At 67.9% G+C, this 14260-nt stretch carries 18 protein-coding genes and 1 riboswitch; of the genes, 7 read left to right on the forward strand and 11 right to left on the reverse strand.

Features of this window, described 5'->3' with window-relative positions; all coding sequences use genetic code 11:
• The 4 genes from CEX87_RS27660 to CEX87_RS18235 all read right to left on the reverse strand — a co-directional run.
• The coding region (locus CEX87_RS27660) for a transglycosylase family protein (protein WP_142301109.1) at positions 1 to 541 on the reverse strand (541 nt) is incomplete at its 3' end.
• Between the two features lie 9 nt (positions 542 to 550).
• A riboswitch (cyclic di-AMP (ydaO/yuaA leader) is annotated at positions 551 to 731 on the reverse strand.
• A 253-nt stretch (positions 732 to 984) separates the two neighbouring features.
• On the reverse strand, positions 985 to 1254 hold the full coding sequence (locus tag CEX87_RS18225; protein WP_064398163.1) for a MoaD/ThiS family protein: 270 nt from the start codon (positions 1252 to 1254) through the stop codon (positions 985 to 987).
• A gap of 13 nt (positions 1255 to 1267) precedes the next feature.
• Entirely contained in the window at positions 1268 to 2317 is a 1050-nt protein-coding gene (gene moaA / locus CEX87_RS18230; RefSeq protein ID WP_094288474.1) for a GTP 3',8-cyclase MoaA, read from the reverse strand.
• Positions 2314 to 2718, reverse strand: a complete 405-nt coding sequence (locus tag CEX87_RS18235) for a YccF domain-containing protein (protein ID WP_064418793.1) — start codon at positions 2716 to 2718, stop codon at positions 2314 to 2316. The genes moaA and CEX87_RS18235 overlap by 4 nt, the downstream gene beginning before the upstream one ends.
• A gap of 150 nt (positions 2719 to 2868) precedes the next feature.
• On the opposite strand from CEX87_RS18235, the gene CEX87_RS18240 reads away from it, so the two are divergent.
• A complete protein-coding gene (locus CEX87_RS18240; RefSeq protein WP_064398168.1) occupies positions 2869 to 3279 on the forward strand; it encodes a cold-shock protein in 411 nt (136 codons plus the stop codon).
• 45 nt (positions 3280 to 3324) lie between these two features.
• Here CEX87_RS18240 and CEX87_RS18245 read toward each other — a convergent pair whose 3' ends face one another.
• Positions 3325 to 4194: an endonuclease domain-containing protein gene (locus CEX87_RS18245; RefSeq protein ID WP_094288476.1), complete on the reverse strand. Its 870-nt coding sequence runs from the start codon at positions 4192 to 4194 to the stop codon at positions 3325 to 3327.
• 53 nt (positions 4195 to 4247) lie between these two features.
• Here CEX87_RS18245 and CEX87_RS18250 point away from each other — a divergent pair, with 53 nt between their 5' ends.
• Complete coding sequence (locus CEX87_RS18250; protein WP_094288581.1) at positions 4248 to 5264, forward strand: glutathione S-transferase family protein; 1017 nt, start codon at positions 4248 to 4250, stop codon at positions 5262 to 5264.
• A gap of 7 nt (positions 5265 to 5271) precedes the next feature.
• Here the strand turns inward: CEX87_RS18250 and CEX87_RS18255 are convergent, their stop codons facing one another.
• Positions 5272 to 5754 (reverse strand): DUF2771 domain-containing protein, encoded by a 483-nt coding sequence (locus CEX87_RS18255; protein WP_094288478.1) that lies wholly within the window; start codon positions 5752 to 5754, stop codon positions 5272 to 5274.
• Positions 5751 to 7337, reverse strand: a complete 1587-nt coding sequence (locus tag CEX87_RS18260; protein ID WP_198957255.1) for an MFS transporter — start codon at positions 7335 to 7337, stop codon at positions 5751 to 5753. Before CEX87_RS18260 ends, CEX87_RS18255 begins: the two co-directional genes overlap by 4 nt.
• A 211-nt stretch (positions 7338 to 7548) precedes the next feature.
• Here CEX87_RS18260 and CEX87_RS18265 point away from each other — a divergent pair, with 211 nt between their 5' ends.
• Positions 7549 to 8310: a DUF3027 domain-containing protein gene (locus tag CEX87_RS18265; protein WP_064398178.1), complete on the forward strand. Its 762-nt coding sequence runs from the start codon at positions 7549 to 7551 to the stop codon at positions 8308 to 8310.
• A gap of 3 nt (positions 8311 to 8313) precedes the next feature.
• On the opposite strand, the gene CEX87_RS18270 is transcribed toward CEX87_RS18265, so the two are convergent.
• Positions 8314 to 8766: an SRPBCC family protein gene (locus CEX87_RS18270; protein ID WP_094288482.1), complete on the reverse strand. Its 453-nt coding sequence runs from the start codon at positions 8764 to 8766 to the stop codon at positions 8314 to 8316.
• A 27-nt stretch (positions 8767 to 8793) separates the two neighbouring features.
• Positions 8794 to 9033 carry a DUF2530 domain-containing protein gene (locus tag CEX87_RS18275; RefSeq protein WP_064398183.1) on the reverse strand — a complete coding sequence of 80 codons (240 nt, stop codon included), beginning with the start codon at positions 9031 to 9033 and terminating at the stop codon, positions 8794 to 8796.
• Between the two features lie 51 nt (positions 9034 to 9084).
• On the opposite strand from CEX87_RS18275, the gene CEX87_RS18280 reads away from it, so the two are divergent.
• Positions 9085 to 9930: a TrmH family RNA methyltransferase gene (locus tag CEX87_RS18280; protein ID WP_064398185.1), complete on the forward strand. Its 846-nt coding sequence runs from the start codon at positions 9085 to 9087 to the stop codon at positions 9928 to 9930.
• 5 nt (positions 9931 to 9935) lie between these two features.
• The gene (locus tag CEX87_RS18285) at positions 9936 to 10208 is read left to right on the forward strand and encodes a DUF2537 domain-containing protein (RefSeq protein WP_094288583.1); all 273 of its coding nucleotides are present in this window, start codon (positions 9936 to 9938) and stop codon (positions 10206 to 10208) included.
• A gap of 15 nt (positions 10209 to 10223) precedes the next feature.
• Here CEX87_RS18285 and sepH read toward each other — a convergent pair whose 3' ends face one another.
• Together sepH and serC are read right to left on the reverse strand one after the other, a co-directional pair.
• Positions 10224 to 11039, reverse strand: coding sequence for a septation protein SepH (sepH, locus tag CEX87_RS18290; RefSeq protein WP_094288484.1), 816 nt, complete (start codon positions 11037 to 11039; stop codon positions 10224 to 10226).
• A gap of 292 nt (positions 11040 to 11331) precedes the next feature.
• Positions 11332 to 12444: a phosphoserine transaminase gene (serC, locus tag CEX87_RS18295; RefSeq protein WP_066810136.1), complete on the reverse strand. Its 1113-nt coding sequence runs from the start codon at positions 12442 to 12444 to the stop codon at positions 11332 to 11334.
• Between the two features lie 186 nt (positions 12445 to 12630).
• On the opposite strand from serC, the gene CEX87_RS18300 reads away from it, so the two are divergent.
• On the forward strand, positions 12631 to 13074 hold the full coding sequence (locus CEX87_RS18300; RefSeq protein ID WP_064398191.1) for a CAP domain-containing protein: 444 nt from the start codon (positions 12631 to 12633) through the stop codon (positions 13072 to 13074).
• Positions 13075 to 13240: 166 nt separating this feature from the next.
• Positions 13241 to 14257, forward strand: a complete 1017-nt coding sequence (locus CEX87_RS18305; protein WP_064398192.1) for an AurF N-oxygenase family protein — start codon at positions 13241 to 13243, stop codon at positions 14255 to 14257.
• The last annotated feature ends 3 nt before the right edge of the window (positions 14258 to 14260 follow it).

Here is a 14260-nt window from a genome sequence, read left to right on the forward strand (position 1 = left end):
GGGGCGGAGGCGGCGGGGCGAAGGGATCGACTGGCGGGGGTGGCGGAGGCGCGGGTGCGGCCAGCGCATCGACCGGTGCGGGCGGAGGCGGCGGCGCGAAGGGGTCGAACGGCGGAGGCGGCGGTGGCAGCAGGTTGTTGACGGCCTCGACGGCGTCGTCGACGACGTTGCGCGGCGTCGCACCCGACAAGCCCTTACCGCACGTCGGCCACGCGCCCTTGCCCTGGCTGGCGAGCACGCGTTCGGCGACGGCGATCTGTTCTTCCTTGCTGGCCAGATGCGCGGCGGGGGCGTACTCACCGCCGCCGTGACCGGTCCAGGTGCTCGGCGCGAACTGCAGACCACCCTGGTAGCCGTTGCCGGTGTTGATGGCCCAATTGCCGCCGGACTCGCAGCTGGCCACCCGATCCCATTCGCCGTCGGTGGCGGCGTGGGCCTGGCCGGCGAGGGCAAGGCTTCCGGTTCCGAGCACAGCGCCCGTGAAGGCGACTTTCGCGACGCTTACAGCCGATGAAGCCGGCTTGCGGTGCCGTCCACTCATAGGTGCTTCCGGTCCTCTCTTCGGCGCCCACGAGGTCAGCTGTCGGGTTCGGGCTGGAGAGGTATTGCCCGGCCTTGTCGCACAATGCGATTCGGCTTCACCCCAAGGAACCGATCGGCTCCAGGTCCGTCTTTGACTCGGCGGACCGGTTGGGTCCCCCGCCTCCATCCAAGTTGTTCGTTGGTATCCCGTGCGCCAACGGATGGAGCTCGGCGCGGTTGGGCACGGCGGGCCAGTCGGTTTGAGGTCGACCGGCTTGGGACTGAACCGTATCGGCTCGTTTTGAGCGCGTCATCTTTTGCCGATTACGGCGTTTTCGCCTTTGGCAAATCTTAAAAATCCTCTAAATGCCCAGCAGTTTTCTGCGTTTCCGCAGGACTATCGCGCGCTAAATCGCGTCGTAGTCAGGTTGTGATCATTCCGTGATGTGACGGAAATCACCGTTACCCGCCGGCGAACGGGGGAAGGACATCGACGGTTTGAGCGTCGCGCAGCGCGACGGCGTCGTCGCGCACAGCGATGCCGTCGGTCAGAAACGAGCAGCGTTTCAGCACTTTCGCCAGATTCTCGTCGCGCTCACTGAGCTGCCCGACCAGTTCGGCGAGCGTCGTTCCCGGCCGAAGCCGAATCGTCTCCTCATCGTTACCGGCGGCGGCTCGTGCGGCCGCGAAATAGCGGACGTTCACCGCAACCGTGGTCGTTGTCGTCGTCATTGCTTCCTTTGACTCATCCGCCGATCGCGCTCATCGGCCGATCGGGTTGTACGAAGTTCGGATCGTTGATGCCGTGGCCCGCCGCTTTGGCCCACATCGCCGCACGCCACGCGGCCTCGAGGGCGGCGTCGTCGGCGCCCGCGCGCATCAGGTGTCGCAGGTCGGTCTCTTGCTGCGCGAACAGGCAGTTGCGGACCTGGCCGTCGGCGGTCAGTCGGGTGCGATCGCAGGCGGAGCAGAACGCGTGTGACACCGAGGCGATGATGCCGACCTTGCCCACGCCGCCGTCGACGCGCCACAACTCGGCCGGCGCCGACCCGCGCGGGGTGGTGTCCGGGGTGAGGTCGAAATGCTGCTGCAGCGCGGCGAGAACGTCATCGGCGGAGATCGCCTTGCCGCGTTGCCACGAGTGGCCGGCGTCCAATGGCATCTGCTCGATGATGCGGAGCTGGTAGCCCTGGTCGAGGCAGAAGCGCAGCAGCCCGACCGCGTCGTCAAGGCCGGTGACCGGGTCGAGGACGGCGTTGACCTTGACCGGGTCCAGGCCCGCGGCCTTCGCGGCCCGCAGACCGGCCAGCACATCGGGGAGCCGGTCCCGACGCGTGATGGCGGCGAACCGCGCGGCGTCGACGGTGTCCAGCGAGACGTTGATGCGGTCCAGCCCGGCCTGCTTGAGCCGTTCGGCCCGCTTGTCGAGGCCGATGCCGTTGGTGGTCAGCGTGATCTCGGGCCGGGGGCTCAGCGCAGTCGTCGCGGCGATGACGTCCTCGAGGTGGCGGGCGACCAGAGGTTCGCCACCGGTGAAGCGCACGCTTCTGACGCCGAGCCTCGTCACGGCGATGCGCAGCAGGCGGGTCAACTCCTCGGGCCGCAGCAGCCGCTCCGACGGTAACCAGTCCAGGCCTTCGGCGGGCATGCAGTAGGTGCACCGCAGGTTGCAGCGGTCGGTCAACGACACCCGCAGATCGGTGGCGACGCGGCCGAAGGTGTCGATCAGCGGCCCGCCGGCCGGGGCGGGGGAGGACGCTGCGGCGGACGGCACGCCGAGGTGGACGACGGTCACGCGAACGCCCGCTCCGGGTTGTTCGCGGCGTCGACGGGCACGATCTCCTTACCCAGCGGCATCAGCGACACCGGGATCAGCTTGAGGTTGGCCAGTGCGAGCGGAATGCCGACGATCGTGATCGCCATCGCGATCGCGGTGATGATGTGCTCGAGGGCCAGCCAGACGCCGAACAGAATGACCCAGATGACGTTGCCGACCAGCGCGGCTGGCCGCGGCCCCGGCTTCTCGACGATCGTGCGGCCGAACGGCCACAGCGCATACAACGCGATACGAAGCGCGGCGAACCCGAACGGAATGGTGATGATCAGTACGAAACAGATCAGCGCCGCCAGCAGGTAGCCCAGCGCCAGCCACAGGCCGCCGAACACCAACCAGATGATGTTGAGTATCAATCGCATATGCGCGCTTCTTCTCCTCCAGCGGTGGTCTTCAGCCTACCGATAAGGGGGTGCTGGCGAGGTAGAGGTCAGAGTAGGATCGAGCAGCACGCGTCCCGGCGCATCGGGGCGCTTTCCTTTTGTAGGTACAACGACGAGCGGGTGAGACCAGTGCCGACCGGCAGGGTTAAGTGGTACGACGCCGAAAAGGGCTTCGGGTTTTTGTCCCAGGAGGACGGCGAGGACGTCTACGTCCGATCCTCGGCGCTGCCCTCCGGTGTCGAGACCCTCAAGGCCGGGCAGCGCGTGGAGTTCGGCATCGCCGCGGGCAGGCGCGGGCCGCAGGCGCTGACGCTGACGCTCATCGACCCGCCGCCGAGCCTGTCGCGCACGCGCCGGGAGGCTGCCGCCGCCGAGCGTAAGCATTCGCCCGACGAGTTGCACGGCATGATCGAGGACATGATCACGCTGCTCGAAAGCGCTGTGCAGCCCGAACTGCGTAAGGGTCGCTATCCGGACCGCAAAGTCGCCCGCCGGGTCTCCGAGGTGGTGCGGGCGGTCGGCCGCGAGCTCGAGGCCTAGTTTCTTCGCGCCGAACGTCGACTTGTTGTCGATGAATTGCCGATCTCACGACAACAACTCGACGCTCGAGCAGCCGGCGGCGCGCAGAGCGGCCAAAGTGCGTTCGACAATCGTGTGGGGTCGGTAGCGCAGCATCTCGGCGCTGACCCGGACGATCCGCCAATCCAGGGCCTCGAGTCTGGCTTGGCGTTCGATGTCGGCTGCGCGGATCCGCGGGTTGGTCCAGTGTTGTGCGCCGTCGTATTCGACGCCGACCTTCCATTTCGGATAGCCCATGTCGATGCGGCCGACGTGGTTGTAATAGCGCTCGAAGACGTCGATCTGCGTGTGTGTTGGCCGAATTCCCGCGTCGGTCAGCACCAGGCGGGTCCGGGACTCCTGCGGCGATTCCGCGCCAGGGTCGGCGAGTTTTATCACTTCCCGCAGCTGAACGACACCTCGTGCGCCGCGGTGCTGCTCGATGAGCGCCTCGACGTCCCGCAACTTCAGCGAGGTTGCCTGCAGCAGCGCATCGACGCGAATGACGGCCAGCGTCCGCCCATACCGCCGGCCGAGGTCGAAGGCTGTGCGCGCCGGCGTGGAGACCAGAATGCCCCGGACCCGGCGGATCTCCTCCCTGCTGAGTTCCCCGCTGTGCACGACGATCCCCGCCGGCCTGTCGCGGGATCGCCGGTGCACCTCTGCGGGCAGGCGCCCGTCGATGAACTTCGAGCCGTACATCGCGGCCGCCGACAGTCCCACCAGCGTCGCTTCCCGTCTGGACCACAGCCAAGCTGCGACCGCTTTGTCCACCGCGCTCAGCACATGGTCGCGGGGCACGTACACATTCCGATGGACCATCCGGTACCGCGTGCGCAACTGGTAGCGGGTCACCGCGCCCACGGCTAAAGCTTCGGTGCCGACAAACGGGACCATGTGCGTATGACGTTGCCGCGGTGGTGACGGTTCCCGTGGGGCATCCTGGATACATGGCATATGTCGCCGACAAATCCGACTCCGGTGGCGAGTTCAACCGCGACACCAAGTACATCGGCACTCGTATCACGGCCGATGGCCGCGACGGGTACCCCGTCGAACCCGGCCGCTATCGGCTCGTCGTCGCGCGGGCCTGCCCGTGGGCCAACCGCACGATCATCGTCCGACGGCTGCTCGGACTCGAAGACGCCCTGTCCATCGGCTTCTGCGGGCCCACCCACGACCAGGACAGCTGGACGTTCGACCTCGACCCGGATGGCGTCGACCCAGTGCTGGGAATCCCCCGGCTCAAAGACGCCTACCTGAAGCGTTTCCCCGACTACGACAAGGGCATCACGGTCCCCGCGATCGTCGACGTGCCGACCGGTGAGGTCGTCACCAACGACTTCCCGCAGATCACGCTCGACTTCTCCACCGAGTGGACGCAGTACCACCGCGACGGCGCGCCCGACCTCTACCCCGAGAAGCACCGCGACGAGATCGACGAAGTGGCTCAACGCATCTACACCGAAATCAACAACGGCGTGTACCGGTGCGGGTTCGCCGGATCGCAGGAGGCCTACGACAAGGCCTACGACAGATTGTTCTTCGCGCTCGACTTGCTCTCCGAGCGCCTGGACGGCCAGCGGTATCTGGTGGGCGACACCATCACCGAGGCCGACGTGCGACTGTTCACGACGTTGGCGCGCTTCGACCCCGTCTATCACGGGCACTTCAAGTGCAACCGCCACAAGCTCACCGAGCTACCCGCGTTGTGGGCCTACGCCCGCGACCTGTTCCAGACCCCGGGGTTCGGCGACACCATCGACTTCGTTCAGATCAAGCAGCATTACTACATCGTGCACACCGACATCAACCCGACGCAGGTCGTTCCGAAAGGACCGGATCTGGCCAACTGGCTGACACCGCACGGTCGAGAAGCCTTGGGCGGCAGGCCGTTCGGAGACGGGACACCGCCAGGTCCGACGCGCCAGGGTGAGCGGGTCGAAGAGGGCCACGGCGCCGGGTGACGCCGACTCAGGACCAGACCGTGCGCACCGACCACTCGGCGTGCGGCGCCGGCACCTCCTCGTCGTCGATGCGCACCAGCGTGGGCAGCAGCACGGCGAGCCCGGTGAGCTTGCCGCGCCGCGGGTCGACGGTCGGGATCGTCACCGCCAGTCGCGTCCCCGGGCGGAACTCCTCGACGACGTCGGAGTCCTCGTACTGGCGCAGCAGCACCCACGGCGCCCTGGCGATCGCCGGTGGCACCGACAGCTGGACCGCGTCGCTCTCGGTGACGGGCAGTTCGCCCTGGTCTTGAAAGACCTCACACTTGGTGGGGTTGAGCACCTCGCAGTAGCGGTACGGACCGACACGCACGAGGTGTCCGTGCGAATACGCGCTGATCTCAGGGTATTTCGGTGAGTCGTCATTGCTGCGCAGCCACCAGACGAGCACACCGGTACCCACCGACGCGAGGATCACCACCGCGACGAGCGCGGCGATCATGCGTTTCACTCGTGCGCCACCGCCGCGGTCTCCGTGCGTCCGCCCTCCTGCTCGGCCAGCACGGGTCGGTTGCCGCCCAGACCCGGAATCAGCGAATCACCGCGGTAGCTCACCACGGTCTGCGCCAGACCGAGGATCAGCACCGAGGTGATCGCCGTGAAGCCCACCCACAGTTCGGTGTAGACGAGCACGCCGACCGCACCGCCGGCGACCCAGGCCAACTGCAGCACCGATTCCGAGCGGCCGAAGGCCGAGGCACGCGACTCCTCGGGCAGGTCGTCCTGCAGCGACGCGTCCAGCGAGGCCTTGCCGATCGCGCTGGCCCCCGACGTGAGCAGCGTGGCGATCGCGGCGACCAGCAGGTTGCCGGTCAGCGCGGCGGCCAGCGCCGCGAGGGTGACGACGATCGTGCAGCGCACCACCACCTGCGCCGGACGGCCCAGCTTGAGGCGCGCGCTGGTGAAGTTGCCCGCGAAGTTGCCGATGGCCGCGGCCGCGCCGATCAGTCCGAGTATGCGCAGCTGCTCCCATCCGCTGGCGTCATGCGATTTGGCGACGAACGCCGGATACAGGAAAAGAAAGCCGACCATCACCTTGATGGTGCAGTTGCCCCATAGCGCGGCGATGGTGTTGCGGCCCAACGGCTGCCGCCTCGACTTCGCCGGCGGCAGATGCTCGGCGCCGCGCCGCAGTTCGCCCGTGCGACCGTGGTAACTCAGCGTCGCAGGGACCTCGCCCTCGGTGACCTCGACCCATTTCGGGATCCGCATCGCCAGCGCCGCGCCCGCCACCGACACCGCGACGATCACGTACAAGGCACCGGGCATCTGGAACAACTTGAACAGGTACTCCGCACCCGCGGCCACCGCGCCGCCGACCATCGTGCCGCCGAGCAGACCGAACGTGGTCAGTCGAGAGTTGACTCGCACCAGGTCGATGGTCGGCGGCAGTACCCGTGGGGTCACCGCGCTGCGCAACACACTGAATGACTTGGACAGCACCATCATTCCGAGCGCGCACGGATAGAGCACCCACGAGGGGAAGCTGCCGGTGACACCGTCGTAGTTGGCGATCAGTACCACCGCGAGCCCCGTGCGCAACGCGAACGACGTGGCCAGCGCTACGCGGCGACCGTGCTGCAACCGGTCCAGCGCGGGCCCGATAAGCGGGGCGATGACGGCGAACGGCGCGATCGTGATCAACAGGTACAGCGCGACTTTGCCCTTGCTCTCACCGGAGGCCGCCGCGAAGAACAACGTGTTGGCCAGCGCGACGGCCATCGCGGCGTCGACGGCGAAGTTCGCGACCACCGGCCACGTCAACGCGGTCAGCCCCGACTTGTCGGCCCCGTCCGCGGTCGCCGCCCGGTGCACCAGGCCGTACATCTTGGAGCCCATCTCGCGGCTGCGCTGCGCGGCCGCCCGTGTGACGGTGACCTTTTCGCCAGCGGCGCCGCCCATCCTGTGCGGCGGTGGCGTGGCACCGAATTCGCGGGTGGGCTGGTCGAGCGGAGGCAGCCATCGGTTGGCGCTGGGCGTCGGGCCGCTGCGCCGGGGACGACGGTAGCTCGGGTCGCTCGGGTAGTTCGCCATCCCCGGGTGCTCGTCACCCCACCGGTCATCGCCCCAGCGGTCGTCGGCGGGTGGTCGTGGCGGGTAGTACCGAGGGTCGCGCCGATCCGCAGAGTCTCGGGGGTCACGGCGCGGTCCGGTCACGATGTCGATTCTCCACCATCGAAGCGGTGGCGGGCGTGCAGCCAACCGGTGTGGCTGCCGGTTAGCCGGTCAGGCAGTATTGAGGGCGATGGACAGCGTGACCGAATCCGCCGAGCGGCCGGATCTGGAGGCGGTACTCCTGGGCGCCGTCGACGACGCGCGTGCGGCGATCGTTGAGTTCAGCGGCGAGGACACCGTCGGTGAGTACCTGGGTGCCAGCTTCGAGGACCCGACCGCGGCCACGCACCGCTTCCTCGCCGACATGCCGGGCTACCGCGGCTGGCAGTGGGCCGTCGTGGTCGCGGCGTGGCCCGGCGCCGACCACGCCACCATCAGCGAGGTGGTGCTGGTTCCGGGGCCGACGGCGTTGCTGGCGCCGAAGTGGGTGCCCTGGCACGACCGCGTCCAGCCCGGTGATCTGGGCCCGGGAGATCTGCTCGCCCCGCCCCCGGACGACCCGCGTCTGGTACCTGGCTACGTGGCGACCGGCGACCCACAGATCGACGATGTCGCGCTCGAGGTGGGTCTGGGCCGTCGCCAGGTGCTCAGCCGGTGGGGCCGCATGGACGCGGCGCAACGCTGGCACGACGGCGAGTACGGTCCGGGTTCGGCGATGGCGCGCTCGACGCGGCGGGTGTGCCGCGACTGCGGGTTCTACCTTCCGCTGGCCGGTGCCCTGGGCACGACGTTCGGTGTCTGCGCCAACGAGTTCTCCGCAGACGGGCACGTCGTCGACTCCGAATACGGTTGCGGCGCACACTCGGACACGCCCCAGCCCGCCGGCGGCGGATCCCCGCTCTACGACCCGTACGACGACGGCGTGCTCGACCTGACCGAGCCGGCCGAGTAGCGGTTAGCTTTCGGCCGCGGCCTTGATCCGCGCAAGCGTCTCGTTCATCCCCTCGACGAGTTCACGTTCGAAGCTGGGCACGCCACCCATCACCGCGTTGACCAACATCGTCGACACCGGCTTGACCCCGTTCTCCGCGTGACGGGTCTCCACCAGACGCGTGCCGATCTCGGTGGGCTCGAGCTCGTAGCTCCACACGGTGTTGTTCTCGTTGACCCGAAACGCCAGCTTCTTCTCCGGGACCACTTCGATGATCCGGCTCGTGGTGGGCCACATCAGGAACTTGCGCCGGTTGAGGTTGATCGTCCGCGCACCCGGCTGCAGCGGGCCGAACGTCTTCATGGCCCGGCACTGCGGGCTCCATCGCGGCATGTTCTTGAGGTTCGAGACCAGTTCCCACACCTTCGCCACCGGGGCGTTGATTGTGATTTCGGCCTGCAACACCGGGGCTGCCATAGCCTTCTCCTGTCTGCTCATCTCGCGCTAGGTGAGTCCGCTCTGCGCCCCGCGCGATCCGCGACGCACGGCGTGACGTTGCCACAACCAGATCGCCGTGCCAAGGGCGCCGACCCCTAGCCCGGCCACCGTGTACGGCCGCCACTCGTGTAGACCGGTCACCGTGAACGCCAGGATCGCAGCGACGACCCAACCGGCCGCGATCGCGACGATGACCGGCCACGGCCTGAGCAGGTTGCCGGGCAACGGGGGCGGTTGCGGCGTCATCGCTATGAACGGTAGCCCACCGCGCTGCGGTGCCGGCCGAGCGCGCCTGCCGTGACGCACACCGTGATCGACGTCGACGATCCGTCCGATCCGCGACTCGACGACTTTCGCGATCTCAACAGCGTCGACCGCAGGCCCGATCTGCCCACGGGCAAGGGGCTGGTGATCGCCGAGGGCGTGCTGGTGGTGCAACGGATGCTGGCCTCGCGGTTCGCGCCGCGCGCGATGATGGGCACCGACCGCCGGCTGCAGGAACTCGCGGGCGACCTGGTCGGCGTCTCGGCTCCGTATTACCGGGTGCCCGCCGATGTGATGGCCGAAGTGGTGGGATTTCACCTCAACCGCGGCGTGCTGGCGTCGGCGTCGCGGCCGCGCGAGTTGACGGTCGCCGAGGTGTTGAACGGTGCGCGCACCGTCGCGGTCCTCGAAGGTGTCAACGACCACGAGAACCTCGGCTCGATCTTTCGCAACGCGGCCGGCCTCGGCGTGGACGCGGTCGTGTTCGGCACCGGTTGCGCCGACCCGCTGTATCGGCGAGCCGTTCGGGTGTCGATGGGCCATGCGCTGCTCGTGCCCTACGCTTGGGCGCAGTCGTGGCCCGATGGCCTGGAGTTGTTGCGGGCCAACGGGTTTCGACTGCTGGCGATGACACCCATGCCTACCGCAAGCACGCTGGCCGACGCGATGACGGGCGTCGCCGACGACAAGGTGGCGATCCTCGTCGGCGCGGAGGGTCCGGGGCTCACCGAGCGGACGATGCGCGCGGCCGATCTGCGGGTGCGGATCCCGATGTCGCGGGGAACCGACTCGCTCAACGTCGCGACCGCTGCGGCCCTGGCGTTCTATGAGCGGGTTAGATTGGACGCCGGCGAGATTGAGCGGAGCGACTCGGAGTGAATGAGATGGCCGACGACTCGACGCCGTGGGCGATGGGGTTGACGGTGGCGGGGTTCGTCGCGGCCGTCGTCGCGGCCACGATCGTCGTGCTCAGCCTCGGACTGTTGCGGTTGCACCCGCTGCTGGCGATCGGTCTCAACCTGGTCGCGGTCGGCGGCCTGGCTCCGACGGTGTGGGGGTGGCGCAATCGGCCGGTGTGGCGGTGGTTCGTGCTGGGCTCCGGCGTCGGCGTGACTGCGGCGTGGCTGGTGGTGCTCGCCGTTGCGTTGCGCGGCTGACCTTGGCGCGGAAAGTCAGCGCTGGCCGCTGGAACGCACGCCCAGCAGAACGTCTTCCCACGCCGGGACCGCCGGCTTGGCCTTGCCCCTGCGCGCCTTGGGCTGCTTCGGGGCGACCGGCTCGGCCTCCGCTTCGGGCTGCGGTTCCGGTGTACTGACCTGCACTGGCGGCTCCATCGGCAGCGTCGGCTCCTCGACCTCGGCCGCTGGCTGCGGCAGCGCTGCGACTGGGCGCAGCGGACGCGAGAAGTTCGGGTCGATTAGCTCGGAGGCCGCATCGTCGAACGCCGTCACCGTCCCGCCGTGGGCACCGGGCGTGAACCGGAAGTGCGCGACGTTGTCGGACATCCCCGCCTTCCACGCCAGCTGCACGGTCCAGCGGCCGTCCTCGTTGCGCCACGCATCCCATGCGGGAGCGTCGGGGTCGAGCCCGCGCGCGATCAACGCCGTCGTGACCGTCTCGAGCAGGGTCAGCACCGACGGACCGTCGGGAAGCACCGGGTGCGCGGCCGTTGCCAGCTCGGCGGCTCGGGAACGCTCGAGCAACACCGGGTGGGCGAACCGCTCGACACGGGCCACGTCGACACCCGACGCCTCGGCGACCTGCTCGACGGACGCGCCCGCCCTGATCCGCGATTGAATCTCTCTGGGGCGCAACACGTTCTGAACCTCGGCCTCGTCTCGTGTCTGGCTCGAACCCATCTGGTCACCTCGAACGGCGGCCCGCAACCGATCGTCGCGCCGCAGCGTGAATTTCTCGCCGGAGCCGTCGACCTCGCAGATGATTCGTTTGCCGTCCACATCGAGTCCGACGACTTTGAGTTCCCGCATGGCGACCTCCTCCGGGCTAGCGCAAAGCCCGATCAACCGGACACTACTGCGTTATCCGGGCGTTACCTGGTAGGACACGCGGCTAAAGCCGCTCCCCGCCTGTTGGTCGCGGCTAAAGCCGCTCCCCGCCTGTTGGTCGCGGCTAAAGCCGCTCCCCGCCTGTTGGTCGCGGCTAAAGCCGCTCCCCGCCTGTTGGTCGCGGCTAAAGCCGCTCCCCGCCTGTTGGTCGCGGCTAAAGCCGCTCCCCGCCTGTTGGTCGCGGCTAAAGCCGCTCCCCGCCTGTTGGTCGCGGCTAAAGCCGCTCCACCACCCAGTCGATGCACGCCGTGAGCGCGCTGACGTCATCGGGCTCCACGGCCGGGAACATCCCCACCCGCAGCTGGTTGCGGCCGAGCTTGCGATAGGGCTCGGTGTCGACGATGCCGTTGGCCCGCAGCGTCTTGGCCACGGCCGCGGCGTCGATGTCGTCGTTGAAGTCGACGGTGCCCACCACCTGCGAACGCAACGCCGGATCAGCGACGAACGGCGTCGCGAACTCGGCCCCGTCGGCCCATCCGTACAGCCGCTGCGACGAATCCGCCGTGCGCTTGACCGCCCAGTCCAGTCCGCCGTTGCCCAGCAGCCACTCCAGCTGCTCGGCCAGCATGATCAAGGTGCCGATCGCCGGAGTGTTGTACGTCTGGTTCTTGAGGCTGTTCTCGATCGCGATCGGCAGTGACAGGAACTCCGGGACCCAGCGGCCCGAGTTCGCGATCGCCTCGACGCGCGCGAGCGCGGCCGGCGACATGATCGCCAGCCACAGTCCGCCGTCGCTCGCGAAGTTCTTCTGCGGAGCGAAGTAGTAGACGTCGGATTCGGTGATGTCGACTTCAAGCCCACCCGCCGCAGACGTCGCGTCGATCGCGATCAACGCATCGCCCGACCCGTCCGGACGCCGCACCGGGACCGCGACACCCGTCGAGGTCTCGTTGTGTGCCCAGCCGATCAGGTCGACCGACGGGTCCGACGTCGGCTCCGGCGCGCTGCCCGGGTCGGCCTTGACGACGACCGGATCGCCCACGAACGGGTTCTTGGCGACGGCCGAGGCGAATTTCGCGCTGAACTCGCCGTAGGTCAGATGCAGCGACCGCTTCTCGATCAGGCCGAACGCCGCCGCATCCCAGAACGCGGTGGTGCCGCCGTTGCCGAGGATCACCTCGTAGCCGTCGGGCAGCGAGAACAGCTGGCGCAGCCCGTCACGCACCCGGCCGACCAGGTTCTTCACCGGCGCCTGGCGGTGCGAGGTGCCGAACAGGTCACCCGCTGCGGCGAGCGCACTGAGCTGTTCCGGTCGGACCTTGGAGGGCCCGCAGCCGAAGCGGCCGTCGCGCGGTTTGAGGTCGGCGGGAATCGTCAGCTGCGACATGCGGTCAACAGTAATGACCGGACCTGTGCCGTCGCCGTGGGGAGGGGCGGCAGAGAAAAGTCACAAAAGTGGGTAAACGGGCTTCATAGAGACCTCGCCGTGTCCATACTGTGACCTGTCGGGGACTGAAGCTCGAGCCCAGGGGGGCACGTGAACAGTCGTAGAAGAAGCTCGGTCCTGATTTCAATGTGTGCGGCCGCGGCGGCCGTCAGCGCCCCGGTGCTTGCTCATGCCGACGGTGCCGACGACGGTGCACTGCTCAACGAGATCAACGCCGCCCGCGCCGCGAACGGATGCGGTCCGGTCGCGGCGAACCCACAGCTGAGCGCGGCCGCGGCCCGGCAGGCCAACGACATGCTGGCCAACAATGTGCGAAGCCACACCGGTTCGGACGGATCTTCGGTCGGCCAGCGCATCACCGCCGCCGGCTACACGCAGTTCTCCAACGCCGGCGAGATCATTTTCTGGAGCACCGGGGTGGCCGCCGTTCCTGCAGAAGCCGTGAACTGGTGGATGAACAGCCCCGGCCACCGGGCGATCATCACCGATTGCGGCATGACCGAAGCCGGCGTCGCGGTGGTGCGCAACGGCGCCAGGGCCGCCGCTGTCGGGGAGTTCGGAAGCCGGTAGACCCGAACCGCCCGCACGCCTACCTCTGATGTGACGGGCATCACGTCACGCCGTATTTCAGCCGGTGTGACACATCGCGCCGAGGGGTATGTTCAGTAGGCGATACCTCCGGTACCGTTGTTGGACATCAGAGGCGCGAATGTAAACCTCACAGGGGAGGCTGAAGATGGCGCGGACTCGAATGGTCAGGCGATGGCGTCGCAACATGGAGGTCAGCGACGACGCCGATTACGTCGACACGCTCACCACACTGTCCGAGGGTTCGGTGCGGCGGAACTTCAACCCGTACACCGACATCGACTGGGACTCCCCGGAGTTCGCGGTGACCGAGAACGATCCGCGGTGGGTGCTGCCCGCCACCGACCCGCTCGGCGGACATCCCTGGTATCAGGCCCAGCCGCTGGAGCGGCAGATCGAAATCGGGATGTGGCGGCAGGCCAACGTCGCCAAGGTCGGGTTGCAGTTCGAGATCATCCTCATCCGCGGCCTGACGAATTACGCGTTCTGGGTGCCCAACGGTTCGCCCGAATACCGGTACTGCCTGCACGAGTCGGTCGAAGAGTGCAACCACACGATGATGTTCCAGGAGATGGTCAACCGCATCGGCGCGGACGTGCCGGGCATGCCGCGCATGCTGCGTTGGCTGTCGCCGTTCATCCCGTTGATCGCGGGGCCGCTGCCGATCCCGTTCTTCTTCGGCGTGCTCGCCGGCGAGGAACCGATCGACCACACCCAGAAGAACGTGCTGCGCGAGGGCAAAGACTTGCACCCGATCATGGAGCGGGTGATGGCGATCCACGTCGCCGAGGAGGCGCGCCACATCTCGTTCGCCCACGAGTATCTGCGCAAGCGCCTGCCGCATCTGAATCGCCGGCAGCGGTTCTGGCTGTCGTGGAACGTGCCGATCATCATGCGGGTGCTGTGCCAGGCGATCATCGTGCCGCCGAGGTCGTTCTGGCGCGAGTTCGACATCCCGCGCTCGGTGCGCAAGGAGCTGTTCTTCCGTGCGCCCAAGTCGAGGCAGTTCCTGCGCGACATGTTCGGTGACGTCCGGATGTTGTGCCACGACACCGGGCTGATGAACCCGTTCGCCAAGCTCGTGTGGCGGATGTGCAGGATCGACGGTCCGCCCAGCCGCTACCGCAGCGAACCGGCTCGCCAGCACGTGGTCGCTGCCGCGTAGGGA

Source organism: Mycobacterium lehmannii, assembly GCF_002245535.1.
GTDB classification, from domain to species: Bacteria; Actinomycetota; Actinomycetes; order Mycobacteriales; family Mycobacteriaceae; genus Mycobacterium; species Mycobacterium lehmannii.